The 17,192-nt window shown below is 40.5% G+C and carries 20 protein-coding genes; 6 read left to right on the top strand and 14 right to left on the bottom strand.

Annotation, left to right across the window (positions count from 1 at the left end; translation table 11 throughout):
• Positions 1–212: 212 nt before the first annotated feature.
• Entirely contained in the window at positions 213–1,553 is a 1,341-nt protein-coding gene (locus NFU46_RS04155) for an alpha-L-fucosidase (protein WP_251599979.1), read from the top strand.
• A 177-nt stretch (positions 1,554–1,730) separates the two neighbouring features.
• Here the strand turns inward: NFU46_RS04155 and nqrM are convergent, their stop codons facing one another.
• From nqrM to NFU46_RS04100, 11 genes are all read right to left on the bottom strand, one after another.
• Positions 1,731–1,943, bottom strand: a complete 213-nt coding sequence (gene nqrM / locus NFU46_RS04150) for a (Na+)-NQR maturation NqrM (RefSeq protein ID WP_036966498.1) — start codon at positions 1,941–1,943, stop codon at positions 1,731–1,733.
• Between the two features lie 78 nt (positions 1,944–2,021).
• Entirely contained in the window at positions 2,022–3,053 is a 1,032-nt protein-coding gene (locus tag NFU46_RS04145; protein WP_251599976.1) for an FAD:protein FMN transferase, read from the bottom strand.
• Between the two features lie 112 nt (positions 3,054–3,165).
• Complete coding sequence (nqrF, locus tag NFU46_RS04140) at positions 3,166–4,392, bottom strand: NADH:ubiquinone reductase (Na(+)-transporting) subunit F (RefSeq protein ID WP_054562303.1); 1,227 nt, start codon at positions 4,390–4,392, stop codon at positions 3,166–3,168.
• A 19-nt stretch (positions 4,393–4,411) separates the two neighbouring features.
• Positions 4,412–5,020 (bottom strand): NADH:ubiquinone reductase (Na(+)-transporting) subunit E, encoded by a 609-nt coding sequence (nqrE, locus tag NFU46_RS04135; RefSeq protein WP_016708692.1) that lies wholly within the window; start codon positions 5,018–5,020, stop codon positions 4,412–4,414.
• 10 nt (positions 5,021–5,030) lie between these two features.
• Complete coding sequence (locus NFU46_RS04130; RefSeq protein ID WP_054554281.1) at positions 5,031–5,663, bottom strand: NADH:ubiquinone reductase (Na(+)-transporting) subunit D; 633 nt, start codon at positions 5,661–5,663, stop codon at positions 5,031–5,033.
• Positions 5,663–6,415, bottom strand: a complete 753-nt coding sequence (locus NFU46_RS04125) for a Na(+)-translocating NADH-quinone reductase subunit C (protein ID WP_054562304.1) — start codon at positions 6,413–6,415, stop codon at positions 5,663–5,665. Before NFU46_RS04125 ends, NFU46_RS04130 begins: the two co-directional genes overlap by 1 nt.
• Positions 6,408–7,610 (bottom strand): NADH:ubiquinone reductase (Na(+)-transporting) subunit B, encoded by a 1,203-nt coding sequence (locus tag NFU46_RS04120; RefSeq protein WP_062566711.1) that lies wholly within the window; start codon positions 7,608–7,610, stop codon positions 6,408–6,410. The genes NFU46_RS04125 and NFU46_RS04120 overlap by 8 nt, the downstream gene beginning before the upstream one ends.
• 4 nt (positions 7,611–7,614) lie before the next feature.
• A complete protein-coding gene (locus tag NFU46_RS04115) occupies positions 7,615–8,958 on the bottom strand; it encodes a Na(+)-translocating NADH-quinone reductase subunit A (RefSeq protein ID WP_054562348.1) in 1,344 nt (447 codons plus the stop codon).
• Between the two features lie 348 nt (positions 8,959–9,306).
• A complete protein-coding gene (gene fabV / locus NFU46_RS04110; RefSeq protein WP_054562305.1) occupies positions 9,307–10,500 on the bottom strand; it encodes an enoyl-ACP reductase FabV in 1,194 nt (397 codons plus the stop codon).
• Between the two features lie 309 nt (positions 10,501–10,809).
• Positions 10,810–11,121 carry a BolA family transcriptional regulator gene (locus NFU46_RS04105; RefSeq protein ID WP_217874802.1) on the bottom strand — a complete coding sequence of 104 codons (312 nt, stop codon included), beginning with the start codon at positions 11,119–11,121 and terminating at the stop codon, positions 10,810–10,812.
• Between the two features lie 72 nt (positions 11,122–11,193).
• Positions 11,194–11,781: an alpha-ketoglutarate-dependent dioxygenase AlkB gene (locus NFU46_RS04100; RefSeq protein WP_251599973.1), complete on the bottom strand. Its 588-nt coding sequence runs from the start codon at positions 11,779–11,781 to the stop codon at positions 11,194–11,196.
• A 41-nt stretch (positions 11,782–11,822) separates the two neighbouring features.
• Between NFU46_RS04100 and NFU46_RS04095 the strand changes: the two genes are divergently transcribed.
• From NFU46_RS04095 to NFU46_RS04080, 4 genes are read left to right on the top strand one after another with little or no spacing between them, the layout of a single operon-like run.
• Positions 11,823–12,956 (top strand): methyltransferase, encoded by a 1,134-nt coding sequence (locus NFU46_RS04095; protein ID WP_251600715.1) that lies wholly within the window; start codon positions 11,823–11,825, stop codon positions 12,954–12,956.
• 13 nt (positions 12,957–12,969) lie between these two features.
• Complete coding sequence (locus tag NFU46_RS04090; RefSeq protein ID WP_251599970.1) at positions 12,970–13,521, top strand: YajG family lipoprotein; 552 nt, start codon at positions 12,970–12,972, stop codon at positions 13,519–13,521.
• Between the two features lie 2 nt (positions 13,522–13,523).
• The gene (locus NFU46_RS04085) at positions 13,524–14,141 is read left to right on the top strand and encodes a peptidylprolyl isomerase (RefSeq protein ID WP_054562308.1); all 618 of its coding nucleotides are present in this window, start codon (positions 13,524–13,526) and stop codon (positions 14,139–14,141) included.
• Positions 14,142–14,177: 36 nt separating this feature from the next.
• Positions 14,178–15,557 (top strand): AmpG family muropeptide MFS transporter, encoded by a 1,380-nt coding sequence (locus NFU46_RS04080; protein ID WP_251599967.1) that lies wholly within the window; start codon positions 14,178–14,180, stop codon positions 15,555–15,557.
• A 118-nt stretch (positions 15,558–15,675) separates the two neighbouring features.
• Here NFU46_RS04080 and NFU46_RS04075 read toward each other — a convergent pair whose 3' ends face one another.
• On the bottom strand, positions 15,676–15,915 hold the full coding sequence (locus NFU46_RS04075) for a helix-turn-helix transcriptional regulator (RefSeq protein WP_054562310.1): 240 nt from the start codon (positions 15,913–15,915) through the stop codon (positions 15,676–15,678).
• A gap of 311 nt (positions 15,916–16,226) precedes the next feature.
• Here NFU46_RS04075 and NFU46_RS04070 point away from each other — a divergent pair, with 311 nt between their 5' ends.
• Entirely contained in the window at positions 16,227–16,400 is a 174-nt protein-coding gene (locus NFU46_RS04070) for a hypothetical protein (protein ID WP_251599964.1), read from the top strand.
• A 39-nt stretch (positions 16,401–16,439) separates the two neighbouring features.
• On the opposite strand, the gene NFU46_RS04065 is transcribed toward NFU46_RS04070, so the two are convergent.
• Together NFU46_RS04065 and erpA are read right to left on the bottom strand one after the other, a co-directional pair.
• Positions 16,440–16,679 carry a hypothetical protein gene (locus tag NFU46_RS04065; protein WP_285835532.1) on the bottom strand — a complete coding sequence of 80 codons (240 nt, stop codon included), beginning with the start codon at positions 16,677–16,679 and terminating at the stop codon, positions 16,440–16,442.
• A 104-nt stretch (positions 16,680–16,783) separates the two neighbouring features.
• Positions 16,784–17,122, bottom strand: coding sequence for an iron-sulfur cluster insertion protein ErpA (gene erpA / locus NFU46_RS04060; RefSeq protein ID WP_054562313.1), 339 nt, complete (start codon positions 17,120–17,122; stop codon positions 16,784–16,786).
• Positions 17,123–17,192 lie beyond the last annotated feature (70 nt).

The raw sequence follows: 17,192 nt of genomic DNA, 5'->3' as shown, positions 1-17,192 counted from the left end.
GCCGCAAGATTAATTAAGTTAACAGATAAAAGTGACTGTCCATTTAAAAACCTTAGGTAAAGTGACTGTCCGTTTAAGTGAGTTTTACTTTTAACGTCGTATTTCTATGTTTCTGCATATATAAAATTTTCGAATATGCATAATTGCCTTTATTTTTGGGCCAATGATTTCCTGCTACTTTTAAGTAAAGAACCTAGTTTATGAGGTATAAAGTGAATACATTTAACTGCTTGCTGATAATAGCTTTGCTTATATTTTCAAGTGTAGGGCATGCTGGGACAGGCGTCGCAATTGACCCAGATAAAGCACAAGCCTACACTCCCGCCCCTGAAAACTTAAAAGCTCGGGAACGTTTTCAAGATAATAAGTTTGGCATCTTTTTACATTGGGGGCTGTATAGCCAGCTTGGTGGTGTAGGAAGCCCATATGGAGCCGAGTGGATCATGGAAGACTTACGAATTTCAGGCCCTAAGTATCAGCGTTTAGCTGAATTTTTTAATCCAACAGGCTTCAATGCAGAGCAATGGGTTAAGGCGTTTAAAGATGCTGGAGCAAAGTATATTGTTATTACTTCAAAACATCATGATGGGTTTGCTATGTACGACAGTAAAGTTTCTAACTTTGATATTGTCGATAGTACACCTTATAAAAAAGACCCTATAAAAGAGCTTGCTAATTCAGCTCATAAACATGGTTTACAACTTTTCTTTTACTACTCTCAGCTTGATTGGCATCACCCAGATTACTACCCATGGGGCCGAACAGGCCATTACACTAAGCGAGAAAAAAGTGGTGACTGGGAAAAATACCTGCAATTTCAAGATGCACAAATAAAAGAGCTTTTAACTCAATATGGGCCAATTGGTGGTATTTGGTTTGATGGTTGGTGGGATCAAGAAGACTCCCACAATTGGGATAACTGGCAACTACAACGCACTTATAAAATGATCCATGAATTACAATCAGCAACCTTAATCGTAAATAACCATCACAGATTTACTGTTCCGGGAGAGGATTATCAGGGCTTTGAACAACAGCTTCCTACTAACCAAGAACGGTTAGGTGAATTACCATTAGAAATGGCACAAACAATGAACGGTAGCTGGGGATTCAGTCTAACTGATGATAATTACAAAACGACTAAAGAGCTCGTACAAACATTAGTAAGTGCAGCAGGAAGAAACTCTAATTATTTACTAAATACCGGGCCTATGCCTAACGGCAAGATCCAACCTGAAAACCTAAAAACTTTTGCTGAGATTGGTCAGTGGCTTAAGGTGTTCGGTAAAAGTATATACGGTACTCGAGGCGGCCCTATTTCCCCACAAAGCTGGGGAGTTAGTACCCATAATAATGAGAGTATTTTTATTCATATTCTTAACTGGCAAGCAGATACATTAAGCATTGAGCTTGCAACTCCTATCAAGTTTGCAACTAATTTAAGAACCTCAGAACCGGTTAACTTTAAACAACTTGAAGGCGCAATTACTTTAGAAAGTTTGAAGTTTGATAATGACGAGTACGTTCAAGTCATCGAGTTAAAGTTAAAATGATCAACGTCTAAAAGCTGTCAAAAAACTAATTTTAAAATTAAAGATGACTGTCCACATAAAATATATTTAATAATGACTGGGCTTAAAAAAGAGAGTGGTTGCCTCAGAAAATTTAACAGTGACTGTCCTTGTAAAATTTAGGTATTAAAAAAGCGCCTTTGGGCGCTTTTTCTGTGGTTAAAGAATTTGATTCTCTTTCCAAGCTTGTTCTTTTGCCATGCGCTTTTTACGCTTGTCACATGGGTCGTCGCAGTCGCAGGCTTTGTCGATACCAACAGCGCCTAGGCCACCACAACTACTGGCCATAGATTTCTTTTGCACAATCATGCCGACAGCCATCGCTGCCACAATTAAAATAAGTAGACCAAATGTAAGAAGAAAAAGTGACATTGCTTTGCCCCTATCGTCAGCAATTAAATCGAGCCCAACTAATTAGGCTGCATGTATTATAAACTGCTTCTTGCCCTGCTACAAATATGGTTTAAATGCAGGGCTTGAATAAGTTACTAAGCCATTGTCTGACTTACCAATTAAATACACTGGCAAATCGTGCTCTTCGGCGTATTTCTGCGCCTTTTCCATGCCCATCACAGTGATTGCCGTCGCTAAGCCATCTGCCGTCATCGCTGATGGGTGTAAAACAGTAACTGATACCAAATCATGACGGCTCGGCATACCTGTTACAGGGTCAATTAAGTGGCTATAGGTAACACCATCCATTTCGTAAAAAATTCGGTAATCACCTGATGTCGCAATACCATTAGTACCCGGCTCAATTACTTTATGTACTTTACGCACGCCAGGCTCAGCATCAGGCTGTTCAATTGCAATTTTCCACGTGATGTTGTTTGGCTTAATACCCGATACACGTAGCTCACCGCCAATCTCAACCATATAATTAGTGAAACCATGGCTTTCAATCACTTCTGCGACTTTATCAATACCGTATCCTTTTGCTGTAGCAGAAAACGACAGCTCTAAGCCATCAATTGTTTTCATCAAACCCGCATCAGTAAGTTCAAGCTTATCAACACCAATTTGGGCAACCATTGCAGCCAAGGCTTCATCGCTTGGGCGTTTAGTCGGCTTTTTATCTGGACCAAAGCCCCACAAGTCAATAAGTGGCCCCATAGTCACATCTAACGTTTTTGTTGATTCGCCAAGGCGAATTGATTCAGCTACCACGTTTCTAAAATCAGCGCTTATTGGCATTACCTGCCCTGCTGGTAACTGGTTGAACTGGTTAATTTCTGAATCGGGAATGTAAGTCGACATAGATTGATTTACATCTTTAAGCACTTGCTTAATTTCAGGATGTAAATCAACACCTGCAACCTTTGAAGACTCTGCAAACACCTTAATATGATAAGTGGTGCCCATTGTCTTACCTTCAAAATAAAGCTCTTCAGCCTTATCAGCTTGGCTGCAACCAGCCATGAGTAAAGTCATAGTTAATAGAAAAAAGGCCATCAAGCCTTGGCGATAAAACACTCTATTCATAGCATTCACCTTGTAGATACCACGGAGTTCGGTATAGAAATAAAAAAGCCTCGTAACACTAAGTGCTACGAGGCCTGTATTCTAACCAAAACTTATTGTTTTGTGTATGGTGTTAGCCACCGAAGTCATCTAATAAGATGTTTTCGTCTTCTACACCAAGATCTTTAAGCATGTTGATAACAGCCGCGTTCATCATTGGAGGACCACACATGTAGAACTCACAATCTTCTGGCGCTTCATGATCTTTCAAGTAGTTTTCATAAAGTACGTTATGGATGAAGCCTGTGTAACCTTCCCAGTTATCTTCTGGTTGTGGATCAGACAGTGCTGTGTGCCATACAAAGTTATCGTTTTCAGCTGCTAAGCCGTCGAAATCTTCTACGTAGAACATTTCACGCTTAGAACGCGCACCATACCAGAAGCTCATCTTACGCTTAGATTTTAAACGCTTAAGTTGGTCAAAGATATGTGAACGCATTGGTGCCATACCTGCACCACCACCTACGAATACCATTTCTGCATCAGTGTCTTTCGCGAAGAACTCACCGAATGGGCCAGAGATAGTTACTTTATCACCTTCTTTTAATGACCAAATGTACGAAGACATTTTACCACATGGAAGGCTTAGGTCTCTTGGCGGCGGCGTAGCGATACGCACGTTAAGCATGATGATGCCTTCTTCTTCTGGATAGTTAGCCATTGAGTATGCACGAATTGTTTCGTCGTCTACTTTAGACTCCAGATCGAAGAAACCGAAGTGGTTCCAGTCGCCACGATACTCTTCTGGAATATCGAAATCAGCGTATTTAACGTGGTGAGCTGGTGCTTCAATTTGAATATAACCACCGGCACGGAAAGGTACTGACTCGCCATCAGGAATTTGTAACTTAAGTTCCTTGATGAACGTTGCCTTGTTATCGTTAGAGATAACAGTACAGTCCCACTTCTTAACACCGAAAATTGACTCTTCAAGTTCAATTTCCATGTCGTTCTTCACATTTACCTGACACGCTAAACGGCACCCTTCACGAGCTTCACCTTTAGAGATGTGATCAAGTTCTGTTGGTAAGATATCGCCGCCACCTTCTTTGATGTGTACACGACACTGACCACAAGAGCCACCGCCACCACATGCAGATGAAACGAAGATACCTGAATCAGCTAGCGCGCCTAATAGCTTGCTACCTGCAGATGTTTTAATAGCTTTTTCTGGGTCGCCATTAATTCCGATGATGATATCGCCGCTTGCTACTAATTTAGATTTAGCACCAATGATAACTAAAACTAAAATAACAACGATAGCGATGAAAACACCAACGCCTAAGAAAATCTCATTCATGATTTATCCTCGCTACCTATTAAAGTGAAATACCAGAGAATGACATAAAGCCAAGACCCATAAGACCAACAGTGATGAAAGTAATACCTAAACCACGTAAGCCATCAGGAACGTCTGAGTACTTCATTTTTTCACGGATACCAGCAAGTAAAGTAATTGCTAGTGCCCAGCCCACACCTGAACCGATACCATAAACAACAGACTCGCCGAAGTTATAGTTACGCTCAACCATGAAAGATACCGCACCGAAGATCGCACAGTTAACTGTGATCAGTGGTAAGAAGATACCTAACGCGTTGTAAAGTGCAGGGAAGAACTTATCTAATGCCATTTCAAGAATTTGTACAAGTGCTGCAATAACACCGATGAAAGTCAAGAAACGTAAGAAGCTAAGGTCTGCTTCTGGGTAGCCTAGCCACTCTAATGCACCTGGTGCAAGAACAGCGTGATAAACCAAGTTATTTACAGGTACTGAGATACCTAGTACCACGATAACTGCCACACCTAGGCCAATTGATGTTGTTACTTTCTTTGATACAGCAAGGAAAGTACACATACCTAGGAAGAAGGCTAAAGCTAAGTTTTCAATGAAAACCGCTTTTACAAATAAACTAATATAATGTTCCACTGCTCGCCCCTTACGCTTTTGCTTCTACTTGGTCTTTCTTGAAGGTACGAAGTACCCAAATGAATAAACCAATAATGAAGAATGCACTCGGTGGTAAAATCAATAGACCCATTGGTTGATACCAGCCACCATTTTGTACTAATGGGATAATATCAACACCGAATAGTGAACCTTTACCGAATAACTCACGGATGAAACCAACAGTTAGTAGTACTACTGAGTAGCCTAAACCGTTACCGATACCGTCTAAGAAAGACATTAACGGTGGTGACTTCATTGCGTATGCTTCAGCACGACCCATTACGATACAGTTTGTAATGATTAGACCAACGAATACTGAAAGCTCTTTAGCAGTTGCATAAGAGAATGCTTGCAGTACTTGGTCAACAACGATTACAAGTGATGCGATGATCGTCATTTGCACGATGATACGTACAGATGATGGGATGTGGTTACGAATTGACGAAATAAACAAGCTAGAAAACGCAGTAACTAGTGTCAATGCGATTGACATGATTAGTGCATTTTTTAAGCTTGATGTTACCGCTAGCGCAGAACAAATACCTAGTACTTGTAATGCGATCGGGTTATTTGCGAATACCGGGCCAAATAGGACCGACTTCATTTCTTTAGTATCAGCCATTATTTCAACGCTCCTTCACGTACTTTCGCAAGGAATGGACCAAAGCCATGCTCGCCAGTCCAGAAGTCAACTGTGTGATCAACACCGTTTGAAGTTAATGTTGCACCAGAAAGACCATCGATTTGATGTTCGTTCTTCGCACCGCTCTTCATGATATTGATTGGTAACTCTTTACCTTGCCATTTAGCAGTCCATTGTGGATTTTGAATTTCACCACCTAGACCTGGCGTTTCGTTGTGCTTGAAGAAGTTGATGTTTTTAACTGTTTCACCATCGCTTTCAAGCGCTAAGAAGCCGTACATTACACCCCAAAGGCCGTAACCTTGGATTGGTAGAATGATTGCGTCTGTAGAACCATCAGGTTTCTTCGAAATATATACAGGTGAATTTTTTGTCATACGCTGAATACCAGCGATGTCTTTAATTCCTTCCGCTTTCAACGCAAAGCTACGAGCTTGGTCGAATTTTGTTTTCTCGAAGTCAAATGAGTTAGGATCAGCACCTTCAACAAACTCACCTGTGTTCATGTCTACAACACGTGCTTCAATTTTTGAGTTAAAGGTATCTGACACAGTACCTGATACTTCAATGCCTGCAGCCGCTAAGATATTGCGTTGAATATCTTGTGTTTTGTTAGCTTGCTGTAAAGGACGAAGCTGAACTGAAGCAAACGATACGATGATTGCACACACTAAACATAGTGCAACAACAACGGTTAGCGTTTTGCCGATTGATTCGTTATTACTAGACATTACGTGCCAACCTCCGCTTGATATTAGCTTGCACTACAAAGTGATCGAATAATGGTGCAAATAAGTTAGCAAATAAGATTGCTAGCATCATACCTTCTGGGAATGCCGGGTTAACAACACGGATCATTACAACCATAAAGCCGATTAACGCACCGTAAGCGAACTTACCTTTGTCTGTGAATGATGCAGATACAGGGTCTGTTGCCATGAAGAACATACCAAATGCAAAACCACCAAGAACTAAGTGCCAGTGCCAAGGCATTGCAAATACAGCATTGGTTTCTGAACCAATTGTATTTAGTAAGAATGCCGTTGCAACCATACCTAGGAATACACCTAGTACGATACGCCAAGAAGCGATACGCACATAAATTAAGAATAAGCCACCGATTAATAGTGCTAGTGTTGACGTTTCACCTACAGAACCTTGAATGAAACCGTAGAACGCATTCCACCATAGTTCCATGTTGCTGTAATCAAGTGAACCAACCACTGCTTGACCAAGCATAGTCGCACCAGAGAATGAATCTACTGCTGTCCATACTGTGTCACCTGAAATTTGCGCTGGGTATGCGAAGAATAAGAATGCACGACCGGCAAGAGCAGGGTTAAGGAAGTTACGACCTGTACCACCAAAGATTTCTTTAGCGATTACAACACCAAACGTAATACCTAGTGCAACTTGCCATAAAGGAATCGTCGCAGGCAGGATTAGTGCGAATAATACAGATGTTACGAAGAAACCTTCATTTACTTCGTGCTTACGCACTGAAGCAAATAGTACTTCCCAGAAACCACCCACAGCAAACGTTACTGCGTATATTGGTAGGAAGAAGCAGGCACCGTAAAACATTTTCGCGCCCCAACCAGAGTCAGCAGTTAATTCACCACCGAATAATTGGAACAGACCAACTTGCCATGTGTTTGCTAGTTCAAAACCTTGCGCTAAGGCACCAGCGGCCTGATGACCGATGTTGAACATACCAAAGAACATTGCAGGGAACGTCGCCATCCACACTAAAATCATCATACGTTTTAGGTCGATGTTATCGCGAACGTGTGTTTTGCCTTTATTTACATAACCTGGCGTGTAGAAAATAGTCGCTGCAGCTTCGTAAAGCGCATACCATTTTTCGTGTTTACCACCCGGTTCAAAATGCGGCTCAATATCTTCTAGAAATTTCTTTAAACCCATCTCTCTAGCCTTCCTTCTCGATCGTAGTCAAGCAATCGCGTAGGATTGAACCGTACTCGTATTTACCTGGACAAACGAAGGTACATAATGCTAAATCTTCTTCATCAAGCTCTAGCGCACCTAACGAAATAGCACCATCAAGATCACGTGCGATTAAATCACGTAATAATAGTGTAGGTAGGATGTCTAAAGGCATAACACGCTCATAGCTACCAATTGGAACCATGGCACGCTTCGAACCACCTGTTGAAGTCGTCATGTTAAATAGACGGCTAGGAGCAAGGTGAGATAAGAAGGTACGTGTTACTGAGAACTTATTAGCACCTGGTGCGATCCAACCGAATAGCTCTTTTTCGCGACCTTCAAGTAATACAGATACTTGAACATGGTAACGACCTAAGAACGCGTGTGGACCTTGAGAGATAGCGCCTGATAATACAGAACCAGAAATTACACGGTTATCACCGTCTTCTAATTCACCAGCAACTAAATCATCTAAAGATGCACCTAGCTGAGTTTTCACTAAGCGTGGGTTTTTAACACGAGGACCAGCAAGAGAAACAACACGGTCTGTGAAGATTTCACCTGTTAGGAATAAATTACCAAACGCGATTACGTCTTGGTAACCTAAGTGCCAAACCTGCTTGCTTGCAGAAACTGGGTCTAAGTTATGAATGTGTGTACCAACAAGACCTGCCGGATGCTTGCCACCAAACTCATGTACTTCTACTTGAGGGATTGATGAACTAGGCACTTGGCTACCAGCTTGTTTACAAACAAATACTTTGCCGTCAGTTAAACGAGATACCACAGCTAAACCAGCTTCAAATGCTTGAGTGTTCTCAGCAATGATTACTGCAGGATCTGCAGCTAGCGGGTTAGTGTCGATAGCCGTTACAAAGATAGAGCTAGGATTTGCATCCAAAGCAGCTACTCTGCTGAATGGGCGAGCACGTAGTGCTGTCCATTGACCTGACTGAACTAGTACTTCTTTAACTTTTTCACGGTCTAAGCCCGAAAGCTCGTCGGCCTTGAAAGAGTCAAAGGTGATTTGCTCACTGCCATTAACTTCAATAACAACAGATTGCAGCACACGTTTAGCACCACGATTGATTTCTTTAACTACCCCAGAAGCTGGTGCAGTAAATAAGACGCCTGGGTTCTTTTTGTCTTCAAAAAGTACCTGGCCTTTTTTGACTTGGTCATCCACGCGAACATGCATGGTTGGACGCATACCAATATATTCTTCACCTAGCACAGCTACACGTTTGACGGCAGAACCATCGTGAATAACTTGCTGAGGTGCGCCCTCTATCGGTAAATCCAGACCTTTTTTTATGTTGATCATACGCACTTGCATTACATTAACGGAAAGAAACTGAAAAATCGTACCAACCACGTCGCCATTTGATATGCTCAAGTTAAACTCTAAGTATCAAAGAATAGCCTGTTTAACACCCCAAACAAGCAACGCAGTAAACTCCTCACATATATTGCCCGAATTTTAACATCAATCAGGGTGACTATGCGAGAGCAAATATGAAATTTATACGACAGATACGGTTATTTAGACTACAAAAACCTTTTGAATAAAATTCAATATAGACCAAAGTGCTATTGATGATGTTTTATTTTCACCCATTAACAAAAAAGTCGCTTAAAAAAGCGACTTTACAAAATCAAGTTTGTTTAGCAATTAATCGATTAGTTGTGAAATCGCAACATCAGGATTCACATCTTGCTCGTAATCTACACTGTCGATACCAAAGCCGAATAAACGTAAAAATTCATTGTGGTAACCCACGTAGTCCGTTAATTCGTCAATCGTATCTGTATCTACTGTATCCCAAACATGTTGTACACGAGCTTGAACATCATCTTCTAACTCTTTGTAGTTTTGGAATAAATGACCACCTTCGTCAAAACGTGGGGTTTCACCGTAAAGGTTTTCAGTAAATAGTGAGTGAATTTGCTCAATGGTACCTTCGTAAGTCCCGTCTGCTTTCATTACTTTGAATAAAGCAGAGATATATAAAGGCATAATTGGAATTGCCGAGCTTGCTTGTGTCACAACCGCATTTAATGAAGAAACATACGCTTCACCATTTAAGCCTTTTGTAGACTCTTTGATTGCTTGAGTTGCACGGTCAAGATCTTCTTTCGCTTTACCAATTGTCGCATGACCGTAAATTGGCCACGTTAACTCTTTACCGATATAAGTGTAAGCGGTTGTTTTGAAGTTATCAGCTAGCACATCCGCTTCTTTTAATGCGTCAATCCACATTTCCCAATCTTCACCGCCCATTACTTTAATTGTATTGTCGATGTCTTCTTGGCTTGCTGCTTCAACGGTTACTTCATCAATCACACGTTTTGAAGTGTTTAGGTTCTTCGTAGTGATATCTGAGCCAATAGGCTTAAGTGTTGATGAGTAAGTTTCGCCTGTATTTGGATCAGTACGACGAGGTGACGCAAGGCTGTAGATAACTAAATCAATTTTACCTAAATCAGCTTTGATAGTATCAATTGCTTTTTGCTTGATTTCGTTAGAAAACGCATCGCCATTGATATTTTTAGACCATAAACCAGCTTCTTCAGCGGCTGTTTGGAATGCTGCTGTGTTGTACCAACCTGCAGAACCCGTTTTGCGTTCGCTACCTTCTTTTTCAAAGAAAATACCTAACGTTTTAGCACCGCCACCAAATGCAGCCGTGATACGTGATGCTAGGCCGTAACCTGTAGACGCACCAATCACTAATACATTCTTAGGTGCATTGCTCAGTGGTCCTTGCGCTTTCACATAATTAATTTGTTCTTGTACGTGCTCAGCACACCCTACTGGATGCGCGTTAGTGCAGATAAATCCACGAATTTTCGGCTTAATGACCATTGATCATCCTATATCTATCACAATAAAAATTAGCGCTAGTTTAAAGGCTAATAGTTAAAATACAGGTCTGATCAGTAAAACTTTTCAGACCCACTTAAATCTTTCGAGCTTAAAACCCCAAGTGACAAGCAGTTTAGAGTGACTGTCCTGCTAACTTTAGGTGACTGTCCTTCTAACTTTGAGTGACTGTCCTTCTAACTTTGAGTGACTGTCCTTCTAACTTTGAGTGACTGTCCTGCTAACTTTGAGTGACTGTCCTGCTAACTTTAGGTGACTGTCCTTCTAACTTTGGGTGACTGTCCCGCTATGTTAGTCGAACTTTGAGCCACCTAAGCATTTTGGTGATTCAGGTGCCTGTCCCTGTTGTTCACTGAACTCTTCTGGAGTAAATGTGTGAATCGCTAATGCATGAATGTGGTTTGCTAATTCATCTTTTAATAGCTCATTAATTTGACGGTGACGGGCAAGCAAACGTTTACCTGCAAATTCTTCACTCACAACCACCACTTTAAAATGCGATTCAGTTCCACGGCTATGCATATGGCTTTCATTGACAACATTCAGGTGTTTACATTCGATACCCGCAGCAAGCTTTTGCTCTATTTGTTGTTGCATTGACATGTGTCATAGACCTTTAATAAGAAAATAATGCCAGCTACTATATCAAGGGCATGAGTCATTTTGCCAATGATTTTATATGATTGAACGAAAGGTAAGGTTAATTCGAGGGTGTTTGAGTCTTTGCTGCTTTGGCAAACTATGCTGGTAATCGCGCTGGCTAAAACCATTCATGATTAAACAGCTACCACTTTGCAGCACAATGCTATGTTGTTCATTATTATGTTTGTGCTTTATTTTAAATATCCGTTCGGCCCCTAGTGATACAGAAGCGATTGTCGGTTGCTCCCCAAGTTCTTTCTCATCGTCACTATGCCAGCCCATACAATCATAACCATCTCGATACAAATTAACTAAAAGCGCATTGAATGGTATCTGCAAAGTTCTTGATAAGCGTACACGCATGGCATCAAGCACCTCTGGCCATGGCTCAACGATTAACTGTGAACCCGAGTAGCCATAACTTACGTTCTGATCAGCAATAAAGCATTGCAAACGTGGGATCACATGGCTTTTTCCGTACACCTTTATAGTTGGTTGTTGCCAATTGAGCTGTTGCTGAAGATAGTAAAATAATTCGAGGCTTTTTTGTGCACTCAATGCATTGGCTTGGTAAGAAAACCCATCAGGTAAATGATTAGGGTTGGCGTTTGGCTGTTGCATGTTAGAATTTACCTATACATTAATACATTCGTAAAATCATGATGACCACCCAAGCACAGCTCGGTGATAACACCTATACCCTAGAACGCTTTCCGTTAGATCAAAAGAATCGCAGTCTTCAAGCGTGGGACTCAGGCGATGAGTACCTTGTCAATTATGTACAAGAGCACTATCCAGATGCAAATTCAATCCTGATACTCAATGACAGTTTTGGCGCTTTAGCCTGTGCCTTTAATACGTTAACAGTTTATTCAGTTAACGACTCGTATATTGGTCATCAAGCTACCCGTTATAATTTACAAGCCAATGAGCTATCGTGCGAATCATTAACACAGTTTGACTCATTAGCCGCGTTACCTAGTCAGGTTGATTTAGTGATATTAAAAGTGCCACGCAATTTAGGCTATCTTCAGCATCAACTTGCCGCAATCAGTGCAGCTTTACCTGCCGACATTGATGTTATTGCAGCTGGAAAAACGAAAGACATTCATAACTCAACTATAAAGGCTTTTAGTCAGTATATCGGTGAAACATCAACCAGCTTAGCAGTTAAAAAGTCCCGCTTAATTATCAGTAAAACCAGTGGCTTTAACAAAGTTGCTCCCTTCCCTGTTAACTGGCCACTTGAAGGCAGTGAATTTGAAATACAAAACCATGCCAATGTTTTTTCACGAGATTCATTAGATATTGGCGCACGTTTTTTCTTTAACTATTTGCCACAAACTAGCAAAGCTCGCAGCATCATTGATTTAGGCTGTGGTAATGGTGTTGTTGGCTTAATGACTTTAAAGCGTTGCCCTAAAGCCCATGTGACCTTCGTTGATGAGTCGTTTATGGCCGTCGAATCAGCTAAATTAAATATCACTCACAATCTACCAGAGCAATTAGACCAGTGTGAGTTTGTCCAAAACGATTGCTTAACCGATTTTCAACCTAACAGTGTTGATCTTGTTTTATGTAACCCACCATTCCACCAAGCACAAGCGGTTACTGATCATATTGCTTGGCAAATGTTCAAACAAGCAAAACAAACATTAAAGCAAGGCGGTGAATTAAGAATTATTGGTAATCGTCACCTTGATTATCATGAAAAGTTAAAACGCATGTTCGGCAATTGTAAGTTGTTAGGGTCTAACAAAAAGTTTGTCGTACTAAGTGCTACAAAGAATAATTAATGGAGTTAACTTAATGAAAAAATTACTTCCTTTATGTTTGCTAGCCGCACTTACTGCGTGTAGCAACCAGCCAAATCAGTTAATTTTGAATCCTGTTTATCAAGGTGGCAAAATTTCAACTATTAACAGCAATGTTAGCACGAGTGTAATTGATTTACGTGGCGACAACGTGACCTTAAAAATCATTGAATCAGATAAAATCAAAACGCTTGCCAGCCCAGGTATTGCAGATTCAGTGAAAAGTGCCTTAGACAGTGCGTTAAGCCGCAATGGTGCAAATATTTCAAATCTATCCACAACGCGTTTTGAATTAGACATTCATCAATTACAAGCTGTGGTTACAGAAAAAATGATGACTCATAGCAGTAATGCGACAATAGAGTTTGGTGTACGTGTTGTCAAAAATGCGAGTACTTTCAATAAAAATTACCAAGGTAATGCCAACCTTGAAGGACCACTTAGTCATGACCGTGCAAAAATAGAAGGTCAACTGAATAAGTTGACTGAACAAATAATTACCCGCATTGTATCTGACCCAGAATTAATCGCCTATTTAGAAGGTTAACTATGAAGCGTATTTTATTACTTAGTTTTATATTGTTTTTTGCTCACAGTTCATTCGCAGCGACTGAGGGTAAATTTATTCAAAAAGATAACATGTTTCCACGCGTAGAAATTGTCACTACGCTTGGCAGTATTGTGGTCGAAATGGATCGTTCACGCGCACCAATAACCGTAAATAACTTTCTAACTTACGTTGCCGACGGTAGCTATCAAGGTAGTGTGTTTCACCGTGTAGAACGTGATGAAGACAACGAACGTGATTTTGTTATTCAAGGCGGTGGTTACGATAAAGACTATGATGGTCTGTACGAAGGTGACCCTATTTTTAATGAAAGTGGCAACGGGTTAAAAAACGATATGTATAGCATCGCAATGGCATATCAAGACCGTAAACCTCACTCAGGTACTCGTCAGTTTTTCTTTAATATGGACGATAACGATCATCTTAATCCTGGTCGCGACTGGGGCTTTGCCGTATTCGGTATGGTCATGGATGGCTATGACACACTAGACAAAATCATGCGTGTCGAAACCGCTTTTAACGAAAAAATCGGTTACAGCTTTGTACCCAAAGATCCTGTTGTTATCTTAAACGTAAAAGTGCTTGACGCTAATCAATAATAAATAGGGGCGCACGCCCCTTAAACTGGCAACACTATGACAAAACCCCTTTCTATTTCAGAGTATTTCTCGTACTTCAAAGATAAACGTCTAATCAATATATTCATTTTTGGTATCAGTAGTGGCTTTCCTTGGGTATTGATTGGCTCAGTCATGTCGGCTTGGCTAAAAGATGAAGGTCTAAGCCGCAGTATGATTGGGTTATTTGGCATCGTGTTTGGTGCGTATAGCATTAACTTTTTATGGTCACCGCTCGTTGACCGTGTAAAGTTACCTGTTTTATTTAACTGGCTAGGCCAGCGCCGTAGCTGGATTTTATTTTGCCAGTCAGTGATTTTTATTGGCACCTTTTCACTTGCTGGGCTCGATATCAAGGCCAACCTCTGGTTTGCTGCCGCGCTGTGTTTAGTTATTGCTATCGCTTCTGCGACTCAAGATATTGCTATTGATGCATTTCGTATCGACACTTTAGCCGAAAACGAAAGCCACAAAGCCACCGCAGCAGCTGCAATGGCCACTTCAGGTTGGTGGAGCGGTTACGCCCTATTAGGCGCCCTGCCATTTTATATGGCCGACATCCCTTCAATTGATTGGCCACAAGTTTACTTTTTCTTATCTGTGGTAATGCTGCTATTAATGAGCAGCGTATTGTGGGCAAAAGAACCCGAATCAAACCGTGACGCTGTTCAAGCTGAGCTTGAACAAACCTATCAACAAAAGCTGGCTGGTAGTACGCAGACTCGCTTTGCTAAAGTTATTGCATGGCTTGCTGTAACCGTTTTTGACCCTTTCAGAACCTTCTTTGCCCGTAATGGCGTAAAAACAGCATTGGCATTATTGGCCTTTATTTTCTTATTTAAAATCGGTGAAGCCTTTTTAGGGCGAATGTCTATCGTGTTTTATAAAGAAGTGGGCTTTTCAAATAGTGATATAGCGACCTTCTCAAAAGTGGGTACTGCAGTGCTCACCATTGCTTTTACTTTTTTAGGAAGCTTATTCAATCAACGCTATGGCATTGTAAAAGGCTTGTTTATTAGTGGTATTGCAATGGCAGCCTCAAACCTTGCCTTTGCTTGGATTGCGATTGCAGGTCCTAAACTAAGCCTGTACGCGTTTGCTATTATTATTGATGGTTTTACCCAAGCTTGGTCACTGGTTGCCATGGTGGCGTTTATATCCATGTTATGTGATAGAGCATTTAGTGCTACCCACTATGCACTACTTGCTTCGCTAGGCAATTTAGGCAGAACCTTACTTTCAAGCTATAGCGGCGTGGTCATTGATGACTGGTTGGGTGGGAATTGGGCGATGTTTTTTGTGCTAACAGCACTGATGGTGATCCCATCACTGGTTTTTTTATTCTTAATTCGCCATAAGCTTTATGCGTTAGAAAACAACTATCATAAAAACAATTAACAAATCTGATACGTATGTGATTAAAGAGAGGATAATGCAAGGGAGGGGCTTTAAATAGCGCTTCCTTGCACTATTTGTATTACTTTAAAAGCGACGTTTCGCTTTTAGTAATGAATAATTAAGCGTCTTTAAGTAAATTAAGACCTTCATATGGGTCAACTTCTAAAGCATCGCAATAACGCATGAATTCAATTACATCTAAACGACGTTCTTGGTTTTCAATTTTACCAATGAAAGAATGCGGAGTACCTAAAACCTGTGCAAGGCTACGCATTGTGTGACCTTTTTCATGACGCTTAGTTTTAAGCCATTTCGTTAATTTCGAGTTTTCTTCAGAAGAAACTGTTTTACCCATCATAAAATACATCTCCTACTAGATGATTCAAGTTAATAATTTAAGAGTGAAATTTGCCCGTCTCACTCTTGGACACATTATATACTAATAATTTTCACTTTGAATGATTAATTATACAAATGTCCACATTTTAGGTATGGACCGTTTTAGTATACGAGTCTAAGTGTAGCTAAAATTAAAGCATGTGCTCTATAGTTAACTGGTTAACTGTACCAAAAAATTGATCAATTGGAAGTGTAACAAGATGAAAGTATCACTTTAAATTCTGCATATTTATGCTTAAAGTGTATGTAAATACCGAAAAAGGCTAGGAAATGTTTCGTATATTATTTTTGTTGCCAATTGTACTGTGTGTAGCATGGTACCTATTTTTAAAACAAAATCGTGTGCCAATTAAGCAAGGCAAGAATGGATTTGTGTATATTTTAATCGCCTCTGCGTTAGTTTTAGGCTTCTTTTTACTGATGATTAAAGTGACCCAACACTAGGGTCACTCATTTTTAATTAATCAGTAACGAATTTACCGATTACCGACGACGATCTCGCAGCATTAATAAGCAAGGCGTAAGTACCAGTGTTAATACAGTGGCAAACGTTAATCCACCAGCAACAGCCGTAGCCAATTGCACCCACCACTGAGTAGATGGCGCACCAAAATCAATATGCCGGTTAAATAAGTCAATATTCACTTGCAGTACCATCACCAAAACAATGGCGATAGCTAAAATATAGGGTTTCTTTTCTATTGTTGTAGTTATATTTGGCAACGCAAAATTCCTTCTAATAATGCGTAAAATTTAGCAGAGGCAAGATATTATGAGAAATTAAAGCAATAAAAAAGCCACATAAAGTGGCTTTTTTAAATAATTCGTTAAACGCTGAAGCTGGCTCCGCAACCACAGGTTGTTGTTGCATTCGGGTTATTAACAAAAAAGCGTGCGCCTTCAAGCCCTTCAGTATAGTCAACGGTACCATCGACCAAGTACTGAATACTCATAGGGTCAATTACTAGCGTTACACCATTTTTAACAATTTCTAAATCGCCAGGGTTAGCTTTTTCATCAAAAGTAAAACCATATTGGAAACCTGAGCAACCACCACCTGTTACATAAACACGTAGTTTAAGATCTGGATTCTCTTCTTCTTCGATTAACTGTTTAACACGAACAGCTGCTGCATCGCTGAACTTGATTGGCAACTCATCTGACATACCAAAACCCTCATAACCTATATTGGCCGCAATTATCTAATACCCGAGTGTTTTAATCAAGTATCACCAG

The sequence above is a fragment of the Pseudoalteromonas sp. NCCP-2140 genome (genome assembly GCF_023708065.1).
In the GTDB taxonomy this organism is placed as follows: Bacteria; Pseudomonadota; Gammaproteobacteria; order Enterobacterales; family Alteromonadaceae; genus Pseudoalteromonas.
This window is presented reverse-complemented; position numbering and strand designations above follow the sequence as displayed.

Bases quoted from the DNA above. Each gene is read 5' to 3' on its own strand.
- fabV (WP_054562305.1), bottom strand. From the start codon at position 10,500: ATGGTCATTAAGCCGAAAATTCGTGGATTTATCTGCACTAACGCGCAT.
- NFU46_RS04080 (WP_251599967.1), top strand. From the start codon at position 14,178: ATGACAAAACCCCTTTCTATTTCAGAGTATTTCTCGTACTTCAAAGAT.
- nqrM (WP_036966498.1), bottom strand. From the start codon at position 1,943: ATGTCACTTTTTCTTCTTACATTTGGTCTACTTATTTTAATTGTGGCA.
- nqrF (WP_054562303.1), bottom strand. From the start codon at position 4,392: ATGAATGAGATTTTCTTAGGCGTTGGTGTTTTCATCGCTATCGTTGTT.
- NFU46_RS04100 (WP_251599973.1), bottom strand. From the start codon at position 11,781: ATGCAACAGCCAAACGCCAACCCTAATCATTTACCTGATGGGTTTTCT.
- NFU46_RS04085 (WP_054562308.1), top strand. From the start codon at position 13,524: ATGAAGCGTATTTTATTACTTAGTTTTATATTGTTTTTTGCTCACAGT.
- NFU46_RS04120 (WP_062566711.1), bottom strand. From the start codon at position 7,610: ATGGGTTTAAAGAAATTTCTAGAAGATATTGAGCCGCATTTTGAACCG.
- NFU46_RS04145 (WP_251599976.1), bottom strand. From the start codon at position 3,053: ATGAATAGAGTGTTTTATCGCCAAGGCTTGATGGCCTTTTTTCTATTA.
- NFU46_RS04130 (WP_054554281.1), bottom strand. From the start codon at position 5,663: ATGGCTGATACTAAAGAAATGAAGTCGGTCCTATTTGGCCCGGTATTC.
- NFU46_RS04090 (WP_251599970.1), top strand. From the start codon at position 12,970: ATGAAAAAATTACTTCCTTTATGTTTGCTAGCCGCACTTACTGCGTGT.
- NFU46_RS04115 (WP_054562348.1), bottom strand. From the start codon at position 8,958: ATGATCAACATAAAAAAAGGTCTGGATTTACCGATAGAGGGCGCACCT.
- NFU46_RS04095 (WP_251600715.1), top strand. From the start codon at position 11,823: ATGACCACCCAAGCACAGCTCGGTGATAACACCTATACCCTAGAACGC.
- NFU46_RS04105 (WP_217874802.1), bottom strand. From the start codon at position 11,121: ATGTCAATGCAACAACAAATAGAGCAAAAGCTTGCTGCGGGTATCGAA.
- erpA (WP_054562313.1), bottom strand. From the start codon at position 17,122: ATGTCAGATGAGTTGCCAATCAAGTTCAGCGATGCAGCAGCTGTTCGT.
- NFU46_RS04070 (WP_251599964.1), top strand. From the start codon at position 16,227: ATGTTTCGTATATTATTTTTGTTGCCAATTGTACTGTGTGTAGCATGG.
- NFU46_RS04125 (WP_054562304.1), bottom strand. From the start codon at position 6,415: ATGTCTAGTAATAACGAATCAATCGGCAAAACGCTAACCGTTGTTGTT.
- NFU46_RS04075 (WP_054562310.1), bottom strand. From the start codon at position 15,915: ATGATGGGTAAAACAGTTTCTTCTGAAGAAAACTCGAAATTAACGAAA.